Below are 21614 nucleotides of genomic sequence, written 5' to 3' on the forward strand. Positions count from 1 at the left end.
GATGGGGTAAAAGAATGCTGGTCTCCGCAAAGGGGCGAGCCAAGCTGTATCGGGTGTGGCTAAAACAAGGTGGTCGCTGCTGCGCCTGTCTTAAACCAGTCACCAAAGATACACCATGGCACAGCCGCCATATTGTGAAGCTAAGTCATGGTGGAACGGATGCAGTTGCTAATCTTGAGATTTACCATCTGTATTGTCCGAGGAGTGTTCAGTTTGCCAATGTCAACGATGTATAACCGGGTGCCGAATGGCGCCTTAGCAGAGGCTTGAGCCGTGTGCTGGGAAACTCGCATGCACGGTTCTTAGGGGGTTGGACGTAGGTAACTGCGTCTGACTACCCGACAATCAGATGCGTCCCTGGGCGTTGGGACGTAAGAACTGGCTGTTTGCTGGTTCGCTGCGCAGCGGTCAGCGAGCAGCCAATATCATGACATTAATCCAGTCAGCAAAGCTGAATGGGCTGGATCCGTATGCCTATTTAAGTGATGTGCTGAAAAGGTTGCCGACACATAAAGTGACTCAGATTGAAGAATTGCTACCACACCGCTGGAAACCTGAACCGAATTAAAAAATAGGCATGGGGTTCAGCGGACGCTTACGACAGAACAATTTTCCTAAATGTCTTAAATAAAAAAACCGCTCAAAAGAGCGGTTTTTTTATGGCTTAAAATTAAAATTTCTTAAAGCCTTTATTTGCACCAAATGCACGGCTTGGTACTGAGTCTTCACGACGTTCACGATTACCAAAATTGTCGTTGCGACGTTCACCACGGTTTGCGCTATTACCTTGGAAGCCATCATTGCGACGTTCACCACGGTTGAAGCTATTACCTTGGAAGCTATCATTACGACGCTCGCTACGGTTAGAACCATTGCCCTGGAAACCTTCACGGCGCTCACCACGATTGAAGCTATTGCCTTGAGCACCATCATTACGGCGTTCACCACGGTTGAACTGTTGACCTGTTACTTGTGGTTGATTTTCATCGGTATCACGACGTTGTTGACGTAAATAACCACCACGGCGAGCAGCCATAGGTTTGTCTTGCATACGTTCTGTACGACGTTTTGCCATACCAAACAGGCCTGTACCTTGACGTGGTTTTAGCTCTACAGATTTGGTTAAGTTGTCAATATCTTGTTTATCAAGTTCAATCCAGCGGCCAGTACGAAGTTCACGTGGCAGAATAACCGAACCATAACGAGTACGTAGAAGGCGACTTACTTTTAAACCTTGTGATTCAAAGATACGACGTACTTCACGGTTACGACCTTCTTTTACCACGACTTGGAACCAACGGTTAATACCTTCACCGCCAATTTCAGAGAATGATTCAAACTTCGCTGGGCCATCATCTAACACCACACCTTGTAGCATGTTGTTTTTTAGTTGAGGCGTTACTTCACCCATAACACGAACAGCATATTCACGCTCAATTTCGCTAGAAGGATGCATTAGGCGGTTTGCTAATTCACCATCGTTAGTGAATAACAAAAGACCAGTCGAGTTAATGTCTAGACGACCAACCATCACCCAACGATCACCAGTAATTTGCGGTAATTGTTCAAATACAGTTGGACGATTTTCAGGATCGTTACGCGAGCAGATTTCACCTTCTGGCTTATAGTAAATCAACACACGACGACGAATTTCATCTTCAATTTGGAACTGAACTTTACGACCGTCGATGCGAAGCTCATCAGTTGGTTCGATACGTTCACCCACTTGGGCAACTTGCCCATTTACGCTTACACGACCAGCGGCAATGACTTCTTCCATATAACGGCGAGAACCCAAACCAACGCGTGCAAGCACCTTTTGCAATTTTTCACTCATGACAGCATAACCTTAGAAATTATCATCAACAGTTCACCTATTTATGACTTCGGTGCATTTGCATCGAGCGCCATAAAAGCTTCCTTGGCATCCTGCAGGGGAGGCAATTGGCCTAAAGTGGTTAGACCAAAAGCATTTAAAAATTGTGACGTTGTGACTAACAACGCGGGTCTTCCTGGGAGTTCACGAAAATCAGACTCTTTAATCCAGTTCCAATCAAATAAAGTACGTAAAATTTGACTGTTATTGGTCACTCCTCGAATTTGCTCAATATCTGCACGTGTTACCGGTTGATGATAAGCAATGACAGAAAGCGTTTCGAGCAAGGATGGCGATAAACGAGTCGGTCGTTCAGGCCAGGTCTGTGCAATAATATTACGATATTTTGCACGTACTTGAAAACGGAAACCTTGAATGGTTTCAACGAGTTCAATTGATCTGCCATGTTGCAACATGGATAGTTGTTGCAAGTATTGGCGTAATTCTGTTTTGGTAAAACGGTCTTGGAAGGCTTCTTTTAAGCGTGCAATGCTTACTGCAGCATCGCTCGCAAAAATAATAGCCTCAAGCTGCATCAAAATTTCATGTAGATTATCTTCAGATGACATGGCTGTCATTTGAGTCGATTCAGTGTTCATGCACGTGCTCCTTGAATTGCAAGCGGTGCTTCTACACCTGATGCGACAATCTGTACTTTTTGTTGGCGTGTCAGTTCTAAAATGGCCATAAACGTCACCACAACACCCATACGACCTTGGCTTGGCTTGAGCAAATCGGCAAAATCTAAAACTTCACCCGATTCAAGCCTACTTTCAATAAATGCAATACGCTCTTCAAGCAGCACAGGCTCTTGTAAGATTTGATGAGTTACAGGCTCTGGTCGGTTAAACACGCAGAGCATGGCATCACGAAGCAAATTAATGTCATAACCATCATTGCTTTCAATGACTGTACCTAAACTGACATTGGTATCAAATGTGTCTCGGTCAAGGACAGACATTTGTCCTAAACGTTCGGCCGCGTGTTTAATCCGTAAATAGGTTTCAAGACGGTCAATCAATTCTTGTTTTGGGTCTTGCTCATGCGCAGAGACAGATTTAGGTTTAGGTAACAGGAGGCGTGATTTTAAATCTGCAAGTAAAGCTGCCATGACCATATAGTCGGCTGTTAGCTCGATATTCAATGACTTCATCGCATCCATATACGATAAATATTGAGCAGCAATTGGCGCTATATCAACTTGTAATAAGTCAAAACCGTTTTTTTGGATTAGATAAATTAGGAAGTCGAGTGGTCCTTCGAAATGCTCAAGCAGGATTTCAAATGCAGAAGGCGGTATGTACAAATCTTCTGGAATAGCTTCTTGCCACTCATCCAAAACACGAATGTGTGGGGCATTTTCCATAGAATTATGGACAGTAGGGTTCATTGCAATTATAGGCCACGCGAATTTTCAAAGGCATGCAGACAGCTTTTGCTTCGATCTCACATCGAAAAGTAAAAGCACACAGTTTATAGGGAATAGTGTAAAGGAAATTTGGCTTTAAAGAAATTACTCAACGGTTGAATTGCTTAAAAAACTAAAAATAATCTGTGAACAGTGACAGGGTTAACATTTGAGGGTTTTTATTGCTTTAAAATTATTCAGTTTTTCTTTGGGATTTATTACAGAGATCTAAATATCTACAGGCTACAATCATTCAAATGGCAAAATGAATAGAAAGGAAAATGATGCAAAGATTTATACAACAAAATCAATTCGGGCAAGAAGTGGGTGCAGCGCTAAATTTTATTGAGCCTTGTCAGCTTACGATTCAGCCTGAAGTTGGGCGAACGGTGCAATTGATTCCAATGTTGCCTAATCAACTGGATAATCAGCTCATCAAGAAATTGTGGCAATCCGTGCAAAAGGAGCCTGATGTAAGTTGCTGGACTTATTTGCCATATGAACAAATGCAAAATTTGCAGCAATTACAAGATTATTTCCAAAACGCATTTTATTTTGAAGGGGCGATTCATTACGTCATTCAGATTAATGATGAGGTTGTAGGTTGGATCGCTTTGTTAAATCTGCGACCACATCACGCTGTTGTTGAAATTGGCAATGTTTATTTTTCAAATGTTATGAAACGTTCAACGGCTGCCACTGAAACCGTTTACCTTCTGCTTGCAGCGTGTTTTGCGGCGGGTTATCGACGGGTAGAATGGAAATGTGATGATTTAAATATGCCATCAAAAAAGGCAGCATTACGTTTCGGTTTTGAATATGAAGGCTTATTTCGCCAACATGTGATCGTGAAAGGTCGAAACCGCGATACAGCATGGTTTTCGATGCTCGACCATCAGTGGAATGATATTCTCCAAGCCTATCAGGCGTGGCTAAAACCCGACAATTTCGATGGTGATGGGCAACAGAAAATTCATTTAAAAGACTTTATGCAACTTTACGCTGTATAAGGTAAGGCAAACGTGGAGTGCTTATTCAAAAGCACTCACATCACCGACACCGCGACGAATTACTTCTGGGTAATCGCCAGCCAAATTAACAATGCTTGTAGTGTTCAGTGTACCTAAGCCGCCATCAATCAATACATCAATACGCTTACCAATCTGCATTTCAATTTCATAAGGATCGTCAATCGGTTCACTTTGCCCAGGTAGGATGAGGGTAGATGTAAGAAGTGGTTCATCTAGCTCTTTCAGCAACAACTGGCATATCGGATTACTTGGAATACGCAAACCAATGGTTTTCTTTTTGGGATGCATTAAACGGCGAGGTACTTCACTGGTCGCAGGCAAAATAAACGTGGTCACTGCAGGCGTATTATTTTTCAATAAACGATACATGGCATTGTCGACTTTGGCATAAGTGGCAATGTCAGATAAATCGGCGCAAATAATGGCGTATTGATGTTTAGCATCAAGTTGACGAATTTGGGCAATGCGCTCCATAGCGCTCTTGTTGCCAATTTGGCAACCGATGGCATAAGCGGCATCGGTAGGGTAAACCACTACATCGCCAGCGCGAATGCGTTCCACTGCTTGAGTAATTAAGCGTGGTTGAGGATTTTCCGGATGTATTCTCAAATGTAACATATCGTTTTCCTCTTATTATTGGGTGCTCATGCCATTATGTCTTTGTCGATCTGCATTGTGCAATCTGAAAAAGTGCCAATTTGTATAATTTAATCAAGCATTTCACGCTTAAATTCATTCGCTTGTAACATTTTGCCAGCGCGCGTTGCAGCACAAATACACGAAATGAAGTGTTGTGCGTCACGTGGTAATTTTGCTTCACCACTAAAATATTGCTGAAGTTGAGCATATACATTGTCTTTGAAACTGCTGCCATTGCCACCTTCACCCGTCAAGTTATCTAAAGAAACACGAAACTTTCTACCAAAGGCTTGGGCGAATAACCATTCAATGGCTTGCGGTTTAATTTCAACTTGTTCAAATAAGGCTTGTTGTTCGGCTGTACGGCCATCGGGTGCATACCAATAGCCTAAATCTGGAAGTAAGCGACGTTTATCACCCGCAATGGTCCAATGGCTAATCTCATGCAAGGCACTATTGAAAAAGCCATGGGCAAATTGAATACGTGCAGGAGCGTGTTCACTCGCTGGGAAATATTCGGGTTCAAAATCACCTTTGACTAATGTCACATTCAGGTGGGAAAACCAAGAATTAAAGTGTAAGATGAGCCAATCAACTTGTTCTGCTTCTGTAGAAAGTTTCTCCCAGTCCAAGAGTTGCACTTGGTCGGTTGAAATGTCAGAATCGATGGTTGAAATTGTGCTAACAAGTGATGAAATATTCACTTCTGTTTGCGGCTGCAACAGATGCATGACTTAATTTACCCAATAGGTCTGTCTAAATAAGTACAAAATTGTATCTTAATCTTTGACAGAGTACTGATGAATTTGTAGAATTGCCGCCTTAATTATGTCAGCAAATACCTTTCCGGCACAGATAGAGCCGTTTAAATGGGCCGAACAGGGCTTCAAATGGACAGGTCAACTGCCATTATCACGCTTTGTTCGAATATCCCGTGAAGCTGTTGGATCAATTGATGATCAATTGATTAACATAGACTGTAAGCTATCAATGGATGCATATCATCGCGTTGTATGGCTAGATGGTCACGTTGAAACAAAAGTGCCTGTAGAATGCCAGCGTTGTCTGGATACTGTAGAACTTGAACTTGTTTCAGATTTTCATCTAGCTCTTGTGGATGATGAGTCACTGATAGAGCGCTTGGATGAGGATGCTGATTTCATTGTTCTAGGTGAAAGTGAAGCAACAGTTAAAGGAAGCTTTGATGCGCCTGCGACTGCTAATTTACTCGCACTCATAGAAGATGAATTGTTATTGTTGATGCCGTTGTCTCCGAAACATGAGTTTTGTGAACATAAGCATCAACCTGCCGTAGAAGAGCTTGTTGAAGAAAAACGGGATAACCCGTTTGATGTTTTGGCAGGTTTGAAGGGTAAACTTAACTAATTTTTGTGTTATACTGTGAAGTATAAGACAACTGAATTTGTTCTGATCCATTTTTTCGATATTTGTAAGGAGCCATCATGGCCGTTCAGCAAAACCGTAAAAGTCGCTCTCGCCGTGACATGCGCCGTTCACATGACGCTTTAACTGAGAATGCATTAACTGTAGACCAAGCTACTGGTGAAACTCATCGTCGTCACCACGTATCTAAAGATGGTATCTACCGTGGTCGTCAATTATTCGCTAAAGCATCTGCTGAATAATTGATGATGTATTAAGCGTCAAGCTTAGTAGAAAAAATGGGAGCGTTAAGCTCCCTTTTTTTGTATCGTGTTTTTGTTGCATTTGGCAATTACCAAGTCAAAAATTAAGTGTTAAATTTCCGTCCCTGAAATAAGCGTACATGAGATTGTGTTTGTTTTATGTCCAAACGACACAAAATAAGCCATCTTGATAAAGGATTTTTTATGTCTGCTAAACAACTCGAGCAAGCAGCTCAAGCTACTAAAACTGCCTTTGTATTCCCAGGGCAGGGTTCACAAAAAGTCGGCATGCTCGCAGAGCTTGCGGAACAGTTTAGTGGTGTGCAAGAAACTTTTGCAGAAGCATCTCAAGCTGTCGGTTTTGATCTTTGGCATATTGCACAAAGTGGCGAAGGTTTAAATCAAACTGAATTTACTCAACCCGTATTATTAACTGCAAGTATTGCGTTATGGCGTGTATGGTTAGAGCTGGGCGGCGTTGCGCCGAAGTACTTGGCAGGCCATTCTTTGGGTGAATACAGCGCTTTAGTTGCATCAGGTGCGATGAGCTTGGGTGATGCAGTGAAATTGGTACATTTGCGCGGTCAGTTGATGCAAAGTGCTGTCCCTGCAGGTCAGGGTGCAATGGCTGCCATTCTTGGACTTGAAGATGCTAAAGTGATTGAGCTTTGCGCCCAAGTTGAAGGCTCTGTTGATGCTGCAAATTATAATGCGCAAGGCCAAGTGGTTATTGCAGGCGACAAAGATGCGGTTGAGGCAGTTATGGCATCGGCAAAGGAAAATGGGGGTAAAGCAATTGCACTTCCTGTTTCAGTGCCATCACATTGCGCATTGATGAAGCCTGCTGCAGAACAGTTCGCAACAGCATTGGAACAAACTGCCATTGAGATGCCGACTATACCTGTAATACAAAATGTAGGCGCTGAAATCGCGACAGATGTAGCGCAATTACGTCAGGCGTTAACTGCACAATTGTATCAATCTGTGCAGTGGACAAAGACCATGCAGTATCTGCAAGATCAGGGAATTCAGTATATTGCTGAATGTGGTCCAGGTAATGTCCTTGCGAATCTCGCAAAACGTTTACCAAATATTGAAAAAGCATTTCCACTGGACACTAAAGTTCGTATGGAAGATGCGCTGAATGCCATTTTAGTGGCAGAAGGGAAAATTGCATGACACAAGAACGCAAAGTTGCTTTAGTCACAGGTGCGAGCCGAGGGATTGGGGCTGCAATTGCTCAGCAATTAATTCAAGACGGTTATTTTGTTGTTGGTACGGCTACTTCAGAGGCAGGTGCAGAAAAGCTCTCTGCTGCTTTTGCTGAAAATGGTGCCGGTAAAGTTTTAGATGTGCGTGATGCAACTGCGATTGATGCACTTGTGTCTGACATCGAGCAGAACTATGGTTCAGTACTGGTTTTAGTCAATAATGCGGGTATAACCAAAGATAATTTGTTACTTCGTATGTCGGAAGATGATTGGGATGACATTCTCAATATTCATTTAAAAGCCGTTTATCGACTTTCTAAACGTGTTTTAAAGGGTATGACTAAAGCACGTTTTGGCCGAATTATTAATATTAGTTCTGTGGTTGCGCATTTTGCTAACCCTGGGCAAGCAAATTATTCTGCTGCGAAAGCGGGGATTGAGGCCTTTGGTCGCAGTCTTGCAAAAGAAATGGGAAGCCGCCAAATCACTGTAAATGCAGTGGCTCCGGGCTTTATTGCAACAGAAATGACAGAACAGTTGAGCGAAGAAATTCGTAAAAAAATGAGTGATCAAGTGGCTTTAAACCGTTTGGGTGAGCCGCAAGATATCGCAAATGCCGTAAGTTTCTTGGCTTCCGAAAAGGCAAGTTACATTACTGGGACTGTATTACATGTAAATGGTGGTTTATACATGAGCTAAGCGCTTAAGTATAAACTTTCAAAACGATTTAGATTCAATTAAACTAACGGCATTAAAAACGCCACAAGCAATGAGGAGAATTCCTGTGAGCGATATCGAACTACGCGTAAAACAAGCAGTAGCTGAACAACTTGGTCTTAAAGCAGACGAGATCAAAAACGAAGCTTCTTTCATGGATGATCTAGGTGCAGATTCTCTTGACCTAGTTGAATTAGTTATGTCTTTCGAAAACGATTTCGACATTACTATTCCTGATGAAGATTCAAACGAAATCACTACTGTGCAATCTGCAATTGACTACGTTTCTAAAAAACTAGGTTAATTTAAGATTTCAGCGATGCTGATTTAAAAAGCTGCCATTTGGCAGCTTTTTTTATACCTATATTTTTTTAAGATGTTTTTTTACATTAACTTACGTTTATGTCACCAATGGCAACTCAAAACAGGTTATTTTTTAGCTATAAAAAGAATGTTTCATAAATAATTTAATCTTGAAAAACAGTAAAACAACGGAGAAAAACATGGGTCTTTTTGATTTTGTAAAAGGTATTGGTAAAAAGAATACAGCACCAGCAGAGCCACAAGCTGCTCCTGCAACACCATCAGAGCCTTCTGCTCAAGAAATCGCAAATAAGCTATTGGGGCACGTCAAGAGCTTAGGTTTACCTGTTACAGGTTTATCTGTGAGTTATAACGGTACATCTGACTTGGCAACGGTTAAGGGTCAAGTGCAGAGCCAAGCCGATCGTGAAAAAATTATTCTTGCGGTGGGTAATATTGATCATGTGGCGCAAGTTGATGATCAACTCACAGTTGCAAGTCCAGAGCCTGAAAGCAAATTTTATACTGTGAAATCAGGTGATAGCTTATCGAAAATCTCAAAAGAATTTTATGGTGATGCAAATCAATATAATAAAATTTTTGAAGCGAATCGTCCGCTGTTAAAGAATGCAGATGACATTTTTCCAGGTCAAGTGCTTCGTATTCCTGCCTAATATTAAGCAGGGAGGGGCTGTTATTCAGTGCTCATCTTAGATATGAGCAATGTAAAAACGAACACTATAAAAAAGGCGCTTTATGCGCCTTTTTTATATGTACACCATATTAATTTTTATGTTTGGAAAACTTATAGCCCTGATCGCAGAATGCAGCAATCGCCACCAAAATGCCAGAGATGCCCAAAATAATTATAACACTGGTTGTTGAGTGGGTTGGCGATGCAGCTACCATGGAAAGTGCACCTAAAGGGGCTAAACCGCCAGCGATGGCTGTTCCAATTTCACGACCTGAACTTACACCAGTAGAGCGGTTTTCGACAGCAAACTGACGACTGAGGAACGATCCTTGTGGTGCGAACATCATTGGTGCTAAAAGACCTGTACCAATTGCAATCGCAATATAGATAGAAGTGCTGTCACCCGTTTCTAAAAGTTTCATAAATGGATAGGCAAAGAGTACAGATAGAAAGCCACCCATCATCAGCACTTTTTTGCTGTTCCACTTATCGCATAGCCAGCCGAAGAAAGGCACACTGAAAATTGCCACTAAGCTGGCAATGGTCACAGATAAAGATGTGACATGCGCGCTTACGCCTTGAAATTGCGTTAAATAGGCTAAGGAGAATGTCTTAAAGATGTAGCTCAAAGCGTTGTAGCCAATGGCTGCAATAAACACCACCATTAAACCTTTCATATTGGTTTTCATGATGTCTTTGAATGGGTTTTTCACTTTAGCTTTGGTGACATGCGCTTCTTCATAGTCAGGAGTTTCTGGCAGACTCTTCCGAACCCATAAGCCCACAAGGACTAGAACAAAACTAAGGATAAATGGAATACGCCAGCCGCCATTCACCAAGAATTCATCGCCATTTAAAGTCAGCAAGAATACGGTCAGAGATGAAAGCAATAGACCTAAGTTTAGACCGAGAGCTGGCCAAGCGCCTTGGCTGCCGCGCTTATCTTCAGAGGCATGTTCATAAGATGTAATGGCAGCGCCTGCAAACTCCGCACCCGCACCAAGACCTTGAATAATACGGAAGAATACCAGTAATACCGCAGCCCAAATACCAATGGATTCATAAGTCGGTATGAATCCAATTGCAGTGGTGCATAGCCCCATTAATAAAAAGGTGACAAACAGCATTTTCTTACGGCCATATTTATCGCCAAAATAGCCAAAGAATAAACCACCAATAGGGCGGGCAATAAAGCCGATTGCAAAAGTTGCAAAAGCTTTTAGGGTTGCGCTGCCCGGATCTGAATTATCGAAAAAAACCTTACTAAATACAATCGAAGCCATGGTTGCATAGAGGTAGAAGTCATACCATTCCAGCATGGAGCCAACGATGGTTGCAGTGGCTACCTTCTTTAGCCGCTTCTTTTTTTCGATTTCTGTCTCTTTGAAGTTGCTCATTTAATATTCCTTTAAGTGAGTGTCCTGATGAATTAGTGGTGCGTCATAATTTCCCGAACAATATATTCGGCGATCGCAAGGGATGAGGTTGCCCCTGGAGATGGTGCATTACGGATATGGGTAATATTGCCTTGCTTACGGATGACGAAATCGTCTACTAGCGAGCCATCAGATTCCATAGCTTGCGCGCGGATGCCGCGTGTTGCAGGCTCAACTGATACATCGGCAAGTGAAGGTACGTATTTGGCTGCTTCAGAAACGAAGTTAGTCTGGCTCAGTACGGTTCTAAGTTCACGCATGGCTGCAGACATATTTTTCGATGAGAATTTCCAAAAACCCTTGTACGTTAGAAAGTCATAAATATCTGAAATATTGAATCTATTGCCTGTATAATTTTCACGGCCGAAAGAAATAAATGCATTTGGCCCAATGGTCATTTGACCGTCAATGCGTTTGGTGAAGTGCACACCTAAAAATGGATATTTAGGATCTGGCACTGGGTAGATTAGGCCTTTGACATGGCTTTTAAATTGCTCATCAATGACATAGTACTGTCCAAAGAAAGGTACTATTTTTGGAGTTTCAATATCGCCAGAGTTTGCTGCTAAACGATCTGACTGTAAGCCTGCACAAGTCACAACATAATCAAATGCTTCTGAATAATGGTCGCCGCCTTCAAAGTGTACGGTGATTTTGTTGTGCTGCTCGGTTAAGTTTACTACCTTGCGACCAAGGACCAATGTGCCATTTTTTTGTTTAATTTCTTGCGCAATTTGACGTGCAATTTCGCCATAGCTCACAATGGCTGTACGTCGAGAATATAGCGCTTTAGTGCCAATACAGTTTGGCTCTACATCTTGAATTTCGTTGCCTGTTAAAATACGGACATCAGGCACTTTATTGGCAATCGATTTTTGATAGATGGCATCTAAACGGCCTTCTTCTTCTTTTGAAAGTGCAACAACTACTTTGCCGCACTCATCATAAGGAATATTGTTTTCTGTGCAATATTGATGAACCAATTCCGCACCGCGGCGGCACAAACGCGCTTTTAAGCCGCCTGGCTCATAGTAAAGGCCTGCATGGACAACGCCTGAGTTGTGGCTAGATTGGTGCATTGCAACTTCAGTTTCTTTTTCAAAGACTGTTACATTGGCATCAGGGAAATCTAGAAGGAGTTGTCGGGCAACAGCTAATCCATTGATTCCCCCTCCGATGATGGCATAATGTTTGTTAGTCATATTTATTCCCTTGTAAAACAGCATGAAATTGATTCAAAAACCTAAAACATTGACGGAAGAAGCATTTGAAATATTGCAGGACGCAATTATTAATAATCATTTGCAATTCAATGTTTTATATTCTGCAACCGAATTGGGTCAGATGCTGGGCGGCATTTCACGCACACCCGTCCGCGAAGCTGCTCAAATGCTGGAAAAGATTGGAATTGTAAAAATTGAAAAGAACAAAGGCATTCGCATTATTCCCACTTCATTTCCTACCATGATTGAGTCTTTCCAAATTCGCCTCATGCTGGAAGTTCCGCTAATTCATCGTGCAGCAGAGGTTCGAACAGAGGCTGATATTGAGCGCTTGAATACTTTGTTTGAAGAATTCAAGCTACAGGCTTCATCAGAAAACATCACAGGAACTTTAAAAGTGGACCGCGACTATCATTTGGCATTGCTGCAAATTGTGGGTAATCAAAAGGCAATTGACGTTATCAGTAATACGCGAAATCAGGTTTTGATTGCAGGTTCTGCAACTATTCCATCTTCAAGAAACTGCATGCAGACTTTTGAAGATCACTTGGAACTACATTGTGCGGTAGTTGCAGGTGATGCGCAAAAGGCTGCAGATTGCATGCGTACACATATCATCAATACAGCGACATTATTGATTAACCAAGAATCAGCTAAGCGGGACAGTAGTTGGTCTGACTACAGTACAAGTGAGTATCTGAATTGGTTATAAAATAGATACTAGCATGTTGCATGCAACAGGTAAATTGAAAAGATATTTGTCTTTACTTGAGATAGCTTAGACTTTAGTCTAAGTTTTCAAAAGCTTATGCTACAAAAAAATTATTTAGGTGTAAGGCATTTAAATAATGAAGATTTAATTATTTTAATTAAGTTGCTTATTTGATGTCTATGAATTCAATAAAAAACCTCCAATTTGGAGGTTTTTTGCGGAGATAACTTTAGAGGGTGGGTTTAACAACCACTAAAATTACAACTGCAAAAAGAATTAATGTTGGCATTTCATTAAAGTAACGCCAAAATTTATGTGACTTATAGTGTGCATTCTCGATCAGCTTTTTACGGTAATAACCACATACAAAGTGATAAATTACTAAAAGACCAACTAAGCCAACTTTAAGGTAGAACCATAAAGCTTCGTGGTAATGGCGGGTTGCATCCCCCCAATCAACTAAAAAATGGGCTGTGATGAGTGTGGCGATCATCGCTGGCCACATTATACCTCGGTACAACTTGCGTTCCATAATCTGGAAGCGCTGGTGACTGGTAGCATCATCACTCATCGCATGATAAACATAGAGCCGTGGTAGGTAGAATAACGCAGCGAACCAACACACCACAGCAATAATATGTAATGCTTTTAACCACAAGAAAGCATCAGAAGGAGCATCCATTAAATCACCCTATCTTGGGCGGATTAGCCTTCCCATTTTTTGAAAACGAGGCAGGCATTTACACCGCCGAAACCGAAACTGTTACTCATCACAGTATTCAGTTTTGTGTTACGTTTTTCAAGTACGATATCAAAAGGTTTTGCACCTTCATCAAGCTCAGTTACGTTGATGTTCGGTGCAATGAAGTCATTTTGCATCATCAATACAGAATAAATGGCTTCTTGTACGCCTGCCGCACCTAAGCTGTGACCTGTCATAGATTTGGTTGAGCTAAGTGGTGGTACATTACCTACACCAAACGCATTTTCCATTGCTTTAAGTTCAGTAATATCGCCAGCAGGTGTAGATGTACCGTGGGTGTTTACATAATCAATTTTGTCTACACCATGTTGTTTTGCTTCTTCAAGCGCCATAAGTACGCAACGTGTTGCGCCTTCGCCACTTGGTGCAACCATGTCTGCGCCATCGGAGTTTGCAGCATAACCGACAACTTCAGCAAGGATGTTTGCGCCACGTGCTTGAGCGTGTTCAAGTGATTCAAGCACTACAAAACCACCACCACCAGCAATCACAAAACCGTCGCGGTCAGCAGAGTATGGGCGTGATGCAGTTTCCGGCGTTTCATTGTATTTAGAGCACAATGCTCCCATTGCATCAAACAGCAGGCTTTGAGACCAATGATCTTCTTCACCGCCACCCGCAAGCATTAAATCTTGTTTGCCGAGTTGAATCATATTGTATGCATAACCAATGGCATCAGCAGATGTTGCACAAGCACTGGTAATGGTATGAGCAATACCTTGTAATTTAAAGGCTACACCCACGTTTGCAGTGATCGTGTTTGTCATGTTACGCGGTACAAAGAAAGGGCCAACTTTACGTGCACCTTTCGTTTGTAATAGTTCATTCATTTCGATGACAGAAGCGGTTGAACCACCACCTGAACCCCCAATAATACCATAACGTGGATTACCTGCAAGTTGTTCAGCAGTCAAGCCTGCATTTTCAACAGCAGCAACAGCCGCGTTATATGCATACATTGCGCAAACGCCCATAAAACGTTTTAAACGACGGTCAATTCCGTCAAAATCTTGTTCGGCTGCAGCGCTTACGTGGCTCTTAAAATTGAGTTCTGCATAAGTTGGGTTGAAACGTGTTCCAGAAATCCCGTTTTGCAAAGAATGAGTAACATCTTCTAATGTATTACCAATGCATGAGTTGATGCCCATACCAGTGATTACAACACGTTTCATCTACAGATCCTTTATAGCGAGTAGTGAGTGAGATGTGGAATAGCCTTTAGGAGAGGGCATCTACACAGTCTGACTCATGTATTTTGAATGGAATAATAATAGCAGAAAGCATTTTGAATTCTTATGGCAAATCCTATGCCAATTTTTGTCTATGTACTTTTACTGTGCTGTTATGAAAATCTTAACTAAAAGATACATATTCAAGTTGTGATAAAGTTTGACTACACCTAGTATTTATCAAGAATTTCAAGAATAGTTAGAATGGGGTCGGGAATGGCGAAATCGAATAATAAACCAACCAATAGTTTGCTCTCAAATGCCTTTGGAGTGGCTAAAAAGCTCAGTTCTACAGGGGTGTCAATTATTAATTATGTGGCACCAGAGTCGGTAACAAAGGTTATACAGCCGCAAAAAAATGGACAAACTTTAGAAGGGCAGTCACATCAAACAGGCTTGTTTGATGTTAAAAAATATGACAATCCGCAACAAATTTTACGTGAACATGTGCCGAATGTTTCTAGGCAACTGCTTGGTCGTCATTTTAGTACTGTTAATAATGTAGCGAATTTTGTCGCACCACAATTTACCGATAAAATTTCTGACTATTTATTTGATCAGTTGAATCATTTTAGCTCTGAATTGTCTTCTGTGGATGCGGTACTTGATGAAGCGGGTGTACGAGACTTAGAAGTCTTAACCCAAGATGTAGATCGTTCTCATCGCATTAGTCAGGCACTGGCTGAACAAAACAAATGGATTGCTTCTATACAAGGTGCAATCACGGGTGCTACAGGTTTGCTGGGTTCAACAATTGATATCCCTGCATCTTTGTTAATGACACTTCGGGTGATCTATCAGGTTGGACGTTCTTATGGCTTTGATTTGAGCAAAGAAACAGATCAAGACATTGTGCAGTTTATTTTTAAGCAGGTTGATCTAAGTTTAATTGCTGAAAAGCAAACATTGTTAATGGCTGTTAAAGCATTAACCAATACCTTGCAAACCAATGATCTTAGCCAATTGCAACAAATGTTGGGTTCAGATACTGATGCTGCGGCACTGAAAAAGTACGTGCTGGATGAGCAGGGTCAATTCAAATGGGCATGGCTGAACCAATTACCTAAGGTTTCACTGTTGAATCAAATTACACGATTATCGCCTGTTGCAAGCGCGGGGATCAGTGCGGTTTATAGTCGCCGTTTGGTTGATGAAGTGAATCAAAAAGCACAACAAGTTTTCTCGAATGCACGTCAGTACATTATTCAGCACCAAGATCTGACACTTCCGCCTTTACATGCCTATGAGCGTTCAATTGAATTGTTGGCACAGGCGACACCTAAATTATTAGAAGGTATCGAAACTATTAAAGCGAAAAGCTTAGGTGGTGCTGAACCTGTATTGGATCAAGTGGTTGAAGTAGAAGGGCATGACAGTATTCGTAATGTTAAAGTCACTAAAAAGACCCACATAAAAGCTGTTGATGATCAGTCGAATCAGGAAGATCGAGTGTCTGAAGGTTTGGATGCACTGGCAAAAAAAGTGGTTGAGCCGCATCAACCTGTTGCAGCGCAAAAGCCAGCTCTTAGTGAAAGTGAAGAATTTACTGCGGATTTGGATCTTGAAGAAGAGCAAGTGTTAGCTGAGGTTGAGCCAAAGCCTAAAGCGAAAGCACAAAAAGCCAAAGTGAAACAAGAAGATTCAGTTACAAAAAAACCAGATGAACCTGTTTAAAATTAAATCACTTATTTGCAGGCGAATAAGTGTGCAATAGGTGTAACCACTTAGATTTCAATGGCACTGAAATGTTGACCAAAATTAAGTCTTCGCTTACAATTGCATGCCCTCAAAAAGTAGTATTTTTTGGGGCTTTTAATTAACGGGAGATTTGCCAAATGGCAACAACAAATCAGTTGATCCGTAAGGGTCGTACAACTTTGATTGAAAAATCAAAAGTTCCTGCGTTGAAGGCTTGTCCACAACGTCGTGGTGTTTGTACACGTGTTTACACAACTACACCTAAAAAACCTAACTCAGCAATGCGTAAAGTTTGCCGTGTTCGCTTAACTTCAGGTTTCGAAGTTTCTAGCTACATCGGTGGTGAAGGCCATAACCTACAAGAGCACAGTGTTGTTCTTATCCGTGGTGGTCGTGTTAAAGACTTACCAGGTGTACGTTACCATACCGTTCGTGGTTCTTTAGACTGCGCTGGTGTTAAAGATCGTAACCAGTCTCGTTCTAAATACGGTACTAAACGTCCTAAGAAATAATCTTTTTAGATTAACTTCTTAAGAACGCAAGACCGCAATCCTTTATCGTCTCGCTTGTCTGATTTCTGCATTTAATTTTGTGAAATTCAAGCGACGTGTAGTAAGGCCAGCGAAATGTACACGACACTTTGTACTCATGCTGGATAAACCTGAAGTGTCATATTTATAGGTAGTTTAAAATGCCAAGACGTCGCGTAGTCGCTGCTCGAGAAATCCTTCCGGATCCTAAATTCAGCAGCCAAACAATCGCTAAATTCATGAACCACGTAATGCAAGATGGTAAAAAATCTATTGCTGAAAGTATCGTTTACGGTGCTTTAGACCGCGTTCAAGAAAAATCAAAAGTAGACCCAGTTGAATTTTTTGAAGCTACGCTTGAAAAAGTTCGTCCTATGGTCGAAGTAAAAGCACGCCGTGTTGGTGGTGCTACATACCAAGTTCCTATGGAAGTGCGCCCATCCCGTCGTACTGCCTTGGCTATGCGTTGGTTAGTAGATGCTGCTGCTAAGCGTTCTGAAAAAACTATGGCTTTACGTCTTGCTGGTGAGTTGCTTGATGCAGCTGAAGGTAAAGGCGCAGCGGTTAAAAAACGTGAAGACGTGCATCGTATGGCTGAAGCCAACAAAGCATTCTCTCACTACCGTTTCTAAGCAAATAAAACAGGCCCTAATCAGGAAGTTGACAGGTTGGTTGTCACCAATTTGTCATTAAAACGCTTTAAGTTGCTAGCAACTTAAAGCGTCCTGTTTTAAACAACAAAATTTAGGAATGCAAGAAATCATGGCTCGTCAAACCCCAATTTCTCGTTACCGTAACATTGGTATCTCAGCGCACATTGATGCTGGTAAAACAACTACGTCTGAACGTATTTTGTTCTACACAGGTGAGAGCCACAAGTTAGGTGAAACTCACGAAGGTTCAGCTACAACTGACTGGATGGAACAAGAGCAAGAACGTGGTATTACTATTACCTCAGCAGCTGTAACATGCTTCTGGAAAGGTATGGGCAACCAGTTCGAACAACACCGTATTAACGTAATTGACACACCGGGACACGTTGACTTCACGATTGAAGTTGAGCGTTCTATGCGTGTTCTTGACGGTGCGTGCATGGTTTACTGTGCTGTAGGTGGTGTACAACCTCAGTCTGAAACTGTATGGCGTCAAGCTAATAAATATAAAGTTCCACGTATCGCGTTCGTTAACAAAATGGACCGTACTGGCGCTAACTTCTTCCGTGCTGTTGAACAAGTTAAAACACGTCTTGGCGGTAATCCAGTGCCAATCGTTGTTCCAATCGGTGCTGAAGAAAACTTCCAAGGTGTTGTTGACCTTATCGAAATGAAAGCGATTATCTGGGATGAAGCATCTCAAGGTATGAAGTTTGAATACGGTGAGATCCCAGCTGACCTAGTTGAGCTTGCTCAAGAATGGCGTACAAACATGGTTGAAGCTGCTGCGGAAGCATCAGAAGAACTCATGGACAAGTACCTTGAAGAAGGCGAGTTAACGAAAGAAGAAATCGTTGCTGGTATCCGTTCACGTACATTGTTGAATGAAATTCAACCAATGCTTTGTGGTTCTGCGTTCAAAAACAAAGGTGTTCAACGTATGTTGGATGCGGTTATTGAATTCTTACCAGCGCCGACTGACGTTGAAGCGATTAAAGGTATCTTAGACGACAAAGACGAATCTGAAGGTTCGCGTGAAGCGTCTGATGATGCACCGTTCTCTGCACTTGCGTTCAAAATCATGAACGACAAATTCGTAGGTAACTTAACCTTCGTACGTGTTTACTCTGGTGTTCTTAAAGCGGGTAGCCCGTGTTATAACCCAGTGAAAATGAAGCGTGAGCGTGTAGGCCGTATCGTACAGATGCATGCGAATGACCGTAAAGATATCGAAGAGATTCGTGCGGGCGACATCGCGGCGTGTGTAGGTCTGAAAGACACGACTACTGGTGATACATTATGTGATGAAAACCACGTAATTACACTAGAGCGTATGGAATTCCCTGAGCCAGTAATTGCACTTGCAGTTGAACCTAAGACTAAAGCTGACCAAGAAAAAATGTCAGTAGCTTTAGGTCGTTTGGCAAAAGAAGATCCATCATTCCGTGTACGTACTGATGAAGAATCAGGTCAAACAATTATTGCTGGTATGGGTGAGCTTCACCTTGACATCATTGTTGACCGTATGAAGCGTGAATTCGGTGTTGAAGCGAACATTGGTAAACCAATGGTATCTTACCGCGAAACGATCAAAAAATCGGTTGAGCAAGAAGGTAAATTCGTACGTCAAACTGGTGGTAAAGGTAAATTCGGTCACGTATACGTACGTCTAGAACCGCTTGCTGAAGATGCTGGTAAAGACTACGAATTCGTTGAAGAAGTTGTAGGTGGTGTTGTACCTAAAGAATTCTTCGGCGCGGTTGACAAAGGTATTCAAGAACGTATGAAGAACGGCGTTTTAGCTGGCTACCCAGTAGTTGGCATTAAAGCGACATTGTTCGACGGTTCTTACCATGATGTCGACTCTGACGAATTGTCGTTCAAAATGGCAGGTTCTTACGCGTTCCGTGACGGTTTCATGAAAGCGGATCCTATCCTTCTTGAACCAATCATGAAAGTTGAAGTAGAAACTCCAGAAGACTACATGGGCGATATCATGGGTGACTTAAACCGTCGTCGTGGTATGGTTCAAGGTATGGACGATCTTCCTGGCGGTACTAAAGCGATCCGTGCTGAAGTTCCACTTGCTGAGATGTTTGGTTACGCAACTCATATGCGTTCTATGTCTCAAGGTCGTGCGACATACTCTATGGAATTTGCTAAATATGCTGAAACTCCACGTAACGTGGCTGAAGGCATCATTTCTAAGTTCCAAGCTGGCGGTAAAAAAGGTGACGACGAGTAATCTTTCGATTACTATAAGCCCAAACTAATTCATAGTTAAACCCAAGTGCTCATGCAGTGATCCTGCATGAGTAGTTTAAAAAGGAAGATCTCATGGCTAAGGCTAAGTTTGAACGTAATAAGCCACACGTTAACGTGGGCACAATTGGTCACGTCGACCATGGTAAAACAACTTTAACAGCTGCGATTGCAACTGTATGTGCGAAAAAATTCGGTGGCGAAGCGCGTGATTACGCTGCAATCGACTCTGCACCAGAAGAAAAAGCACGTGGTATTACAATTAATACTTCACACGTAGAATACGATTCTCCAACTCGTCACTACGCTCACGTAGACTGCCCGGGCCACGCCGATTATGTTAAAAACATGATTACTGGTGCTGCTCAGATGGACGGCGCGATCCTTGTATGTGCTGCGACTGATGGTCCTATGCCACAGACTCGTGAACACATCCTGCTTTCTCGTCAGGTAGGTGTACCTTACATCGTTGTATTCTTGAACAAATGCGACCTTGTAGATGACGAAGAGCTTCTTGAACTGGTTGAAATGGAAGTTCGTGAACTTCTTTCTACTTATGACTTCCCGGGCGATGACACTCCAGTGATCCGCGGTTCTGCACTTGCTGCACTTAACGGTGAAGCTGGTCAGTATGGCGAAGACGCTGTTGTTGCACTGGTTGAAGCACTTGACTCTTACATTCCAGAGCCAGAACGTGCTATCGACCTTCCATTCCTTATGCCAATTGAAGACGTATTCTCAATCTCTGGTCGTGGTACAGTAGTAACTGGCCGTGTTGAGACTGGTATCGTTAAAGTAGGCGAAGAAGTTGAAATCGTTGGTATCAAAGATACAGTTAAAACAACTGTAACTGGCGTAGAAATGTTCCGTAAACTTCTTGACGAAGGTCGTGCGGGCGAGAACTGTGGTGTTCTTCTACGTGGTACTAAACGTGAAGACGTTCAACGTGGTCAAGTACTTGCTAAACCAGGTGCAATCAAACCGCATACTAAATTCGACGCTGAAGTATACGTACTTTCTAAAGAAGAAGGTGGTCGTCATACTCCATTCCTTAACGGTTACCGTCCACAGTTCTACTTCCGTACTACGGACGTAACTGGTGCGATCGCGCTTAAAGAAGGCGTGGAAATGGTAATGCCTGGTGACAACGTTGAAATGTCAGTAGAGCTTATCCACCCAATCGCAATGGATCCAGGTCTACGTTTTGCGATCCGTGAAGGCGGTCGTACAGTTGGTGCTGGTGTAGTTGCTAAAGTAACTGCATAATCGCTGATTGTGTAAAAAAGGCGCCTCTTTGAGGCGCTTTTTTTTTATTCAAATTCAATTAAATATAAAGATTGTCTAACAATAATTCTAAAAGCTGTCCTTAACTGATAATTCACTGTCCTTATCTGCACAAATAAACATTCAATAATTCCTTAATATAAAAAACATCAAAACAAATAATAAATGAGTGGGTGGTGTTTCAAAAAGTATGCTGACATTAAATGAAACCATTATTGATGTAAAAAAAGGTTAAGTCGAAGGCTTTAAAATGGTTTTCAATCTTTTTGGAGAAATTACAACTCTTTCTAAAACCGCGC

The 21614-nt window shown here is 42.0% G+C and carries 22 protein-coding genes and 3 pseudogenes; 15 read left to right on the forward strand and 10 right to left on the reverse strand.

Going from position 1 to position 21614, the window contains the following annotated elements:
* Both FTV09_RS13225 and FTV09_RS13230 read left to right on the forward strand, forming a co-directional pair.
* On the forward strand, positions 1–236 hold a 236-nt coding region (locus tag FTV09_RS13225), incomplete at its 5' end, for an HNH endonuclease (RefSeq protein WP_180058597.1).
* A 104-nt stretch (positions 237–340) separates the two neighbouring features.
* A pseudogene (locus tag FTV09_RS13230) lies at positions 341–568 on the forward strand (transposase domain-containing protein); the annotation flags it as partial.
* A gap of 366 nt (positions 569–934) precedes the next feature.
* Here the strand turns inward: FTV09_RS13230 and rluB are convergent.
* From rluB to FTV09_RS13245, 3 genes and pseudogenes are all read right to left on the reverse strand, one after another.
* Positions 935–1837 (reverse strand): annotated as a pseudogene (gene rluB / locus FTV09_RS13235) (23S rRNA pseudouridine(2605) synthase RluB); the annotation flags it as partial.
* 41 nt (positions 1838–1878) lie between these two features.
* Positions 1879–2475 (reverse strand): SMC-Scp complex subunit ScpB, encoded by a 597-nt coding sequence (gene scpB / locus FTV09_RS13240; RefSeq protein ID WP_180058599.1) that lies wholly within the window; start codon positions 2473–2475, stop codon positions 1879–1881.
* Positions 2472–3266, reverse strand: a complete 795-nt coding sequence (locus FTV09_RS13245; RefSeq protein ID WP_180058600.1) for a ScpA family protein — start codon at positions 3264–3266, stop codon at positions 2472–2474. Before FTV09_RS13245 ends, scpB begins: the two co-directional genes overlap by 4 nt.
* A 302-nt stretch (positions 3267–3568) precedes the next feature.
* Here FTV09_RS13245 and FTV09_RS13250 point away from each other — a divergent pair, with 302 nt between their 5' ends.
* The gene (locus FTV09_RS13250) at positions 3569–4294 is read left to right on the forward strand and encodes a GNAT family N-acetyltransferase (RefSeq protein ID WP_180058608.1); all 726 of its coding nucleotides are present in this window, start codon (positions 3569–3571) and stop codon (positions 4292–4294) included.
* Between the two features lie 21 nt (positions 4295–4315).
* Here FTV09_RS13250 and FTV09_RS13255 read toward each other — a convergent pair whose 3' ends face one another.
* The gene (locus tag FTV09_RS13255) at positions 4316–4933 is read right to left on the reverse strand and encodes an L-threonylcarbamoyladenylate synthase (RefSeq protein WP_067766117.1); all 618 of its coding nucleotides are present in this window, start codon (positions 4931–4933) and stop codon (positions 4316–4318) included.
* A gap of 89 nt (positions 4934–5022) precedes the next feature.
* Entirely contained in the window at positions 5023–5685 is a 663-nt protein-coding gene (locus FTV09_RS13260; protein WP_067766120.1) for an elongation factor P hydroxylase, read from the reverse strand.
* Between the two features lie 97 nt (positions 5686–5782).
* On the opposite strand from FTV09_RS13260, the gene FTV09_RS13265 reads away from it, so the two are divergent.
* The 6 genes from FTV09_RS13265 to lysM all read left to right on the forward strand — a co-directional run bounded on the left by FTV09_RS13265 (position 5783) and on the right by lysM (position 9505).
* Positions 5783–6340 carry a DUF177 domain-containing protein gene (locus FTV09_RS13265; RefSeq protein ID WP_067766123.1) on the forward strand — a complete coding sequence of 186 codons (558 nt, stop codon included), beginning with the start codon at positions 5783–5785 and terminating at the stop codon, positions 6338–6340.
* A 77-nt stretch (positions 6341–6417) separates the two neighbouring features.
* Positions 6418–6600, forward strand: coding sequence for a 50S ribosomal protein L32 (rpmF, locus tag FTV09_RS13270; protein WP_004279227.1), 183 nt, complete (start codon positions 6418–6420; stop codon positions 6598–6600).
* A gap of 204 nt (positions 6601–6804) precedes the next feature.
* Positions 6805–7779 (forward strand): ACP S-malonyltransferase, encoded by a 975-nt coding sequence (gene fabD, locus FTV09_RS13275; RefSeq protein ID WP_067766126.1) that lies wholly within the window; start codon positions 6805–6807, stop codon positions 7777–7779.
* Entirely contained in the window at positions 7776–8510 is a 735-nt protein-coding gene (fabG, locus tag FTV09_RS13280; RefSeq protein WP_067766129.1) for a 3-oxoacyl-ACP reductase FabG, read from the forward strand. Before fabD ends, fabG begins: the two co-directional genes overlap by 4 nt.
* An 85-nt stretch (positions 8511–8595) precedes the next feature.
* Positions 8596–8832: an acyl carrier protein gene (acpP, locus tag FTV09_RS13285; RefSeq protein ID WP_067766132.1), complete on the forward strand. Its 237-nt coding sequence runs from the start codon at positions 8596–8598 to the stop codon at positions 8830–8832.
* A 199-nt stretch (positions 8833–9031) separates the two neighbouring features.
* Positions 9032–9505, forward strand: a complete 474-nt coding sequence (gene lysM / locus FTV09_RS13290; RefSeq protein ID WP_067766136.1) for a peptidoglycan-binding protein LysM — start codon at positions 9032–9034, stop codon at positions 9503–9505.
* A gap of 109 nt (positions 9506–9614) precedes the next feature.
* On the opposite strand, the gene FTV09_RS13295 is transcribed toward lysM, so the two are convergent.
* Positions 9615–10922 carry an MFS transporter gene (locus FTV09_RS13295; protein WP_180058601.1) on the reverse strand — a complete coding sequence of 436 codons (1308 nt, stop codon included), beginning with the start codon at positions 10920–10922 and terminating at the stop codon, positions 9615–9617.
* A gap of 32 nt (positions 10923–10954) precedes the next feature.
* The gene (gene lhgO / locus FTV09_RS13300; protein WP_180058602.1) at positions 10955–12163 is read right to left on the reverse strand and encodes an L-2-hydroxyglutarate oxidase; all 1209 of its coding nucleotides are present in this window, start codon (positions 12161–12163) and stop codon (positions 10955–10957) included.
* A 22-nt stretch (positions 12164–12185) separates the two neighbouring features.
* On the opposite strand from lhgO, the gene FTV09_RS13305 reads away from it, so the two are divergent.
* A complete protein-coding gene (locus tag FTV09_RS13305; protein ID WP_180058603.1) occupies positions 12186–12896 on the forward strand; it encodes a GntR family transcriptional regulator in 711 nt (236 codons plus the stop codon).
* Positions 12897–13125: 229 nt separating this feature from the next.
* On the opposite strand, the gene hemJ is transcribed toward FTV09_RS13305, so the two are convergent.
* Together hemJ and FTV09_RS13315 are read right to left on the reverse strand one after the other, a co-directional pair.
* Positions 13126–13578 carry a protoporphyrinogen oxidase HemJ gene (gene hemJ, locus FTV09_RS13310; protein WP_180058604.1) on the reverse strand — a complete coding sequence of 151 codons (453 nt, stop codon included), beginning with the start codon at positions 13576–13578 and terminating at the stop codon, positions 13126–13128.
* Positions 13579–13601: 23 nt separating this feature from the next.
* Positions 13602–14831, reverse strand: a complete 1230-nt coding sequence (locus FTV09_RS13315; RefSeq protein WP_180058605.1) for a beta-ketoacyl synthase N-terminal-like domain-containing protein — start codon at positions 14829–14831, stop codon at positions 13602–13604.
* A gap of 273 nt (positions 14832–15104) precedes the next feature.
* Here FTV09_RS13315 and FTV09_RS13320 point away from each other — a divergent pair, with 273 nt between their 5' ends.
* From FTV09_RS13320 to tuf, 5 genes are all read left to right on the forward strand, one after another.
* Positions 15105–16562: an EcsC family protein gene (locus FTV09_RS13320; RefSeq protein WP_180058606.1), complete on the forward strand. Its 1458-nt coding sequence runs from the start codon at positions 15105–15107 to the stop codon at positions 16560–16562.
* A 161-nt stretch (positions 16563–16723) separates the two neighbouring features.
* Entirely contained in the window at positions 16724–17098 is a 375-nt protein-coding gene (gene rpsL, locus FTV09_RS13325) for a 30S ribosomal protein S12 (protein ID WP_004648013.1), read from the forward strand.
* Positions 17099–17277: 179 nt separating this feature from the next.
* Complete coding sequence (rpsG, locus tag FTV09_RS13330; protein WP_067728659.1) at positions 17278–17748, forward strand: 30S ribosomal protein S7; 471 nt, start codon at positions 17278–17280, stop codon at positions 17746–17748.
* Positions 17749–17878: 130 nt separating this feature from the next.
* Positions 17879–20014 (forward strand): elongation factor G, encoded by a 2136-nt coding sequence (fusA, locus tag FTV09_RS13335; RefSeq protein ID WP_067766323.1) that lies wholly within the window; start codon positions 17879–17881, stop codon positions 20012–20014.
* A gap of 92 nt (positions 20015–20106) precedes the next feature.
* Positions 20107–21297, forward strand: a complete 1191-nt coding sequence (gene tuf / locus FTV09_RS13340; protein WP_180058607.1) for an elongation factor Tu — start codon at positions 20107–20109, stop codon at positions 21295–21297.
* A 217-nt stretch (positions 21298–21514) separates the two neighbouring features.
* On the opposite strand, the pseudogene FTV09_RS13345 reads toward tuf, so the two are convergent.
* Positions 21515–21614 (reverse strand): annotated as a pseudogene (locus FTV09_RS13345) (IS1 family transposase); the annotation flags it as partial.

The sequence above is a fragment of the Acinetobacter sp. YH12227 genome (genome assembly GCF_013417785.1).
Taxonomy (GTDB): domain Bacteria; phylum Pseudomonadota; class Gammaproteobacteria; order Pseudomonadales; family Moraxellaceae; genus Acinetobacter; species Acinetobacter gandensis.

What these genes read in the sequence shown, in the direction of transcription:
- scpB (WP_180058599.1), bottom strand. Translation starts at nt 2,475, where the DNA reads ATGAACACTGAATCGACTCAAATGACAGCCATGTCATCTGAAGATAAT.
- FTV09_RS13245 (WP_180058600.1), bottom strand. Translation starts at nt 3,266, where the DNA reads ATGAACCCTACTGTCCATAATTCTATGGAAAATGCCCCACACATTCGT.
- FTV09_RS13250 (WP_180058608.1), top strand. Translation starts at nt 3,569, where the DNA reads ATGCAAAGATTTATACAACAAAATCAATTCGGGCAAGAAGTGGGTGCA.
- FTV09_RS13255 (WP_067766117.1), bottom strand. Translation starts at nt 4,933, where the DNA reads ATGTTACATTTGAGAATACATCCGGAAAATCCTCAACCACGCTTAATT.
- FTV09_RS13260 (WP_067766120.1), bottom strand. Translation starts at nt 5,685, where the DNA reads ATGCATCTGTTGCAGCCGCAAACAGAAGTGAATATTTCATCACTTGTT.
- FTV09_RS13265 (WP_067766123.1), top strand. Translation starts at nt 5,783, where the DNA reads ATGTCAGCAAATACCTTTCCGGCACAGATAGAGCCGTTTAAATGGGCC.
- rpmF (WP_004279227.1), top strand. Translation starts at nt 6,418, where the DNA reads ATGGCCGTTCAGCAAAACCGTAAAAGTCGCTCTCGCCGTGACATGCGC.
- fabD (WP_067766126.1), top strand. Translation starts at nt 6,805, where the DNA reads ATGTCTGCTAAACAACTCGAGCAAGCAGCTCAAGCTACTAAAACTGCC.
- fabG (WP_067766129.1), top strand. Translation starts at nt 7,776, where the DNA reads ATGACACAAGAACGCAAAGTTGCTTTAGTCACAGGTGCGAGCCGAGGG.
- lysM (WP_067766136.1), top strand. Translation starts at nt 9,032, where the DNA reads ATGGGTCTTTTTGATTTTGTAAAAGGTATTGGTAAAAAGAATACAGCA.
- FTV09_RS13295 (WP_180058601.1), bottom strand. Translation starts at nt 10,922, where the DNA reads ATGAGCAACTTCAAAGAGACAGAAATCGAAAAAAAGAAGCGGCTAAAG.
- lhgO (WP_180058602.1), bottom strand. Translation starts at nt 12,163, where the DNA reads ATGACTAACAAACATTATGCCATCATCGGAGGGGGAATCAATGGATTA.
- FTV09_RS13305 (WP_180058603.1), top strand. Translation starts at nt 12,186, where the DNA reads ATGAAATTGATTCAAAAACCTAAAACATTGACGGAAGAAGCATTTGAA.
- hemJ (WP_180058604.1), bottom strand. Translation starts at nt 13,578, where the DNA reads ATGGATGCTCCTTCTGATGCTTTCTTGTGGTTAAAAGCATTACATATT.
- FTV09_RS13315 (WP_180058605.1), bottom strand. Translation starts at nt 14,831, where the DNA reads ATGAAACGTGTTGTAATCACTGGTATGGGCATCAACTCATGCATTGGT.
- FTV09_RS13320 (WP_180058606.1), top strand. Translation starts at nt 15,105, where the DNA reads ATGGCGAAATCGAATAATAAACCAACCAATAGTTTGCTCTCAAATGCC.
- rpsL (WP_004648013.1), top strand. Translation starts at nt 16,724, where the DNA reads ATGGCAACAACAAATCAGTTGATCCGTAAGGGTCGTACAACTTTGATT.
- rpsG (WP_067728659.1), top strand. Translation starts at nt 17,278, where the DNA reads ATGCCAAGACGTCGCGTAGTCGCTGCTCGAGAAATCCTTCCGGATCCT.
- fusA (WP_067766323.1), top strand. Translation starts at nt 17,879, where the DNA reads ATGGCTCGTCAAACCCCAATTTCTCGTTACCGTAACATTGGTATCTCA.
- tuf (WP_180058607.1), top strand. Translation starts at nt 20,107, where the DNA reads ATGGCTAAGGCTAAGTTTGAACGTAATAAGCCACACGTTAACGTGGGC.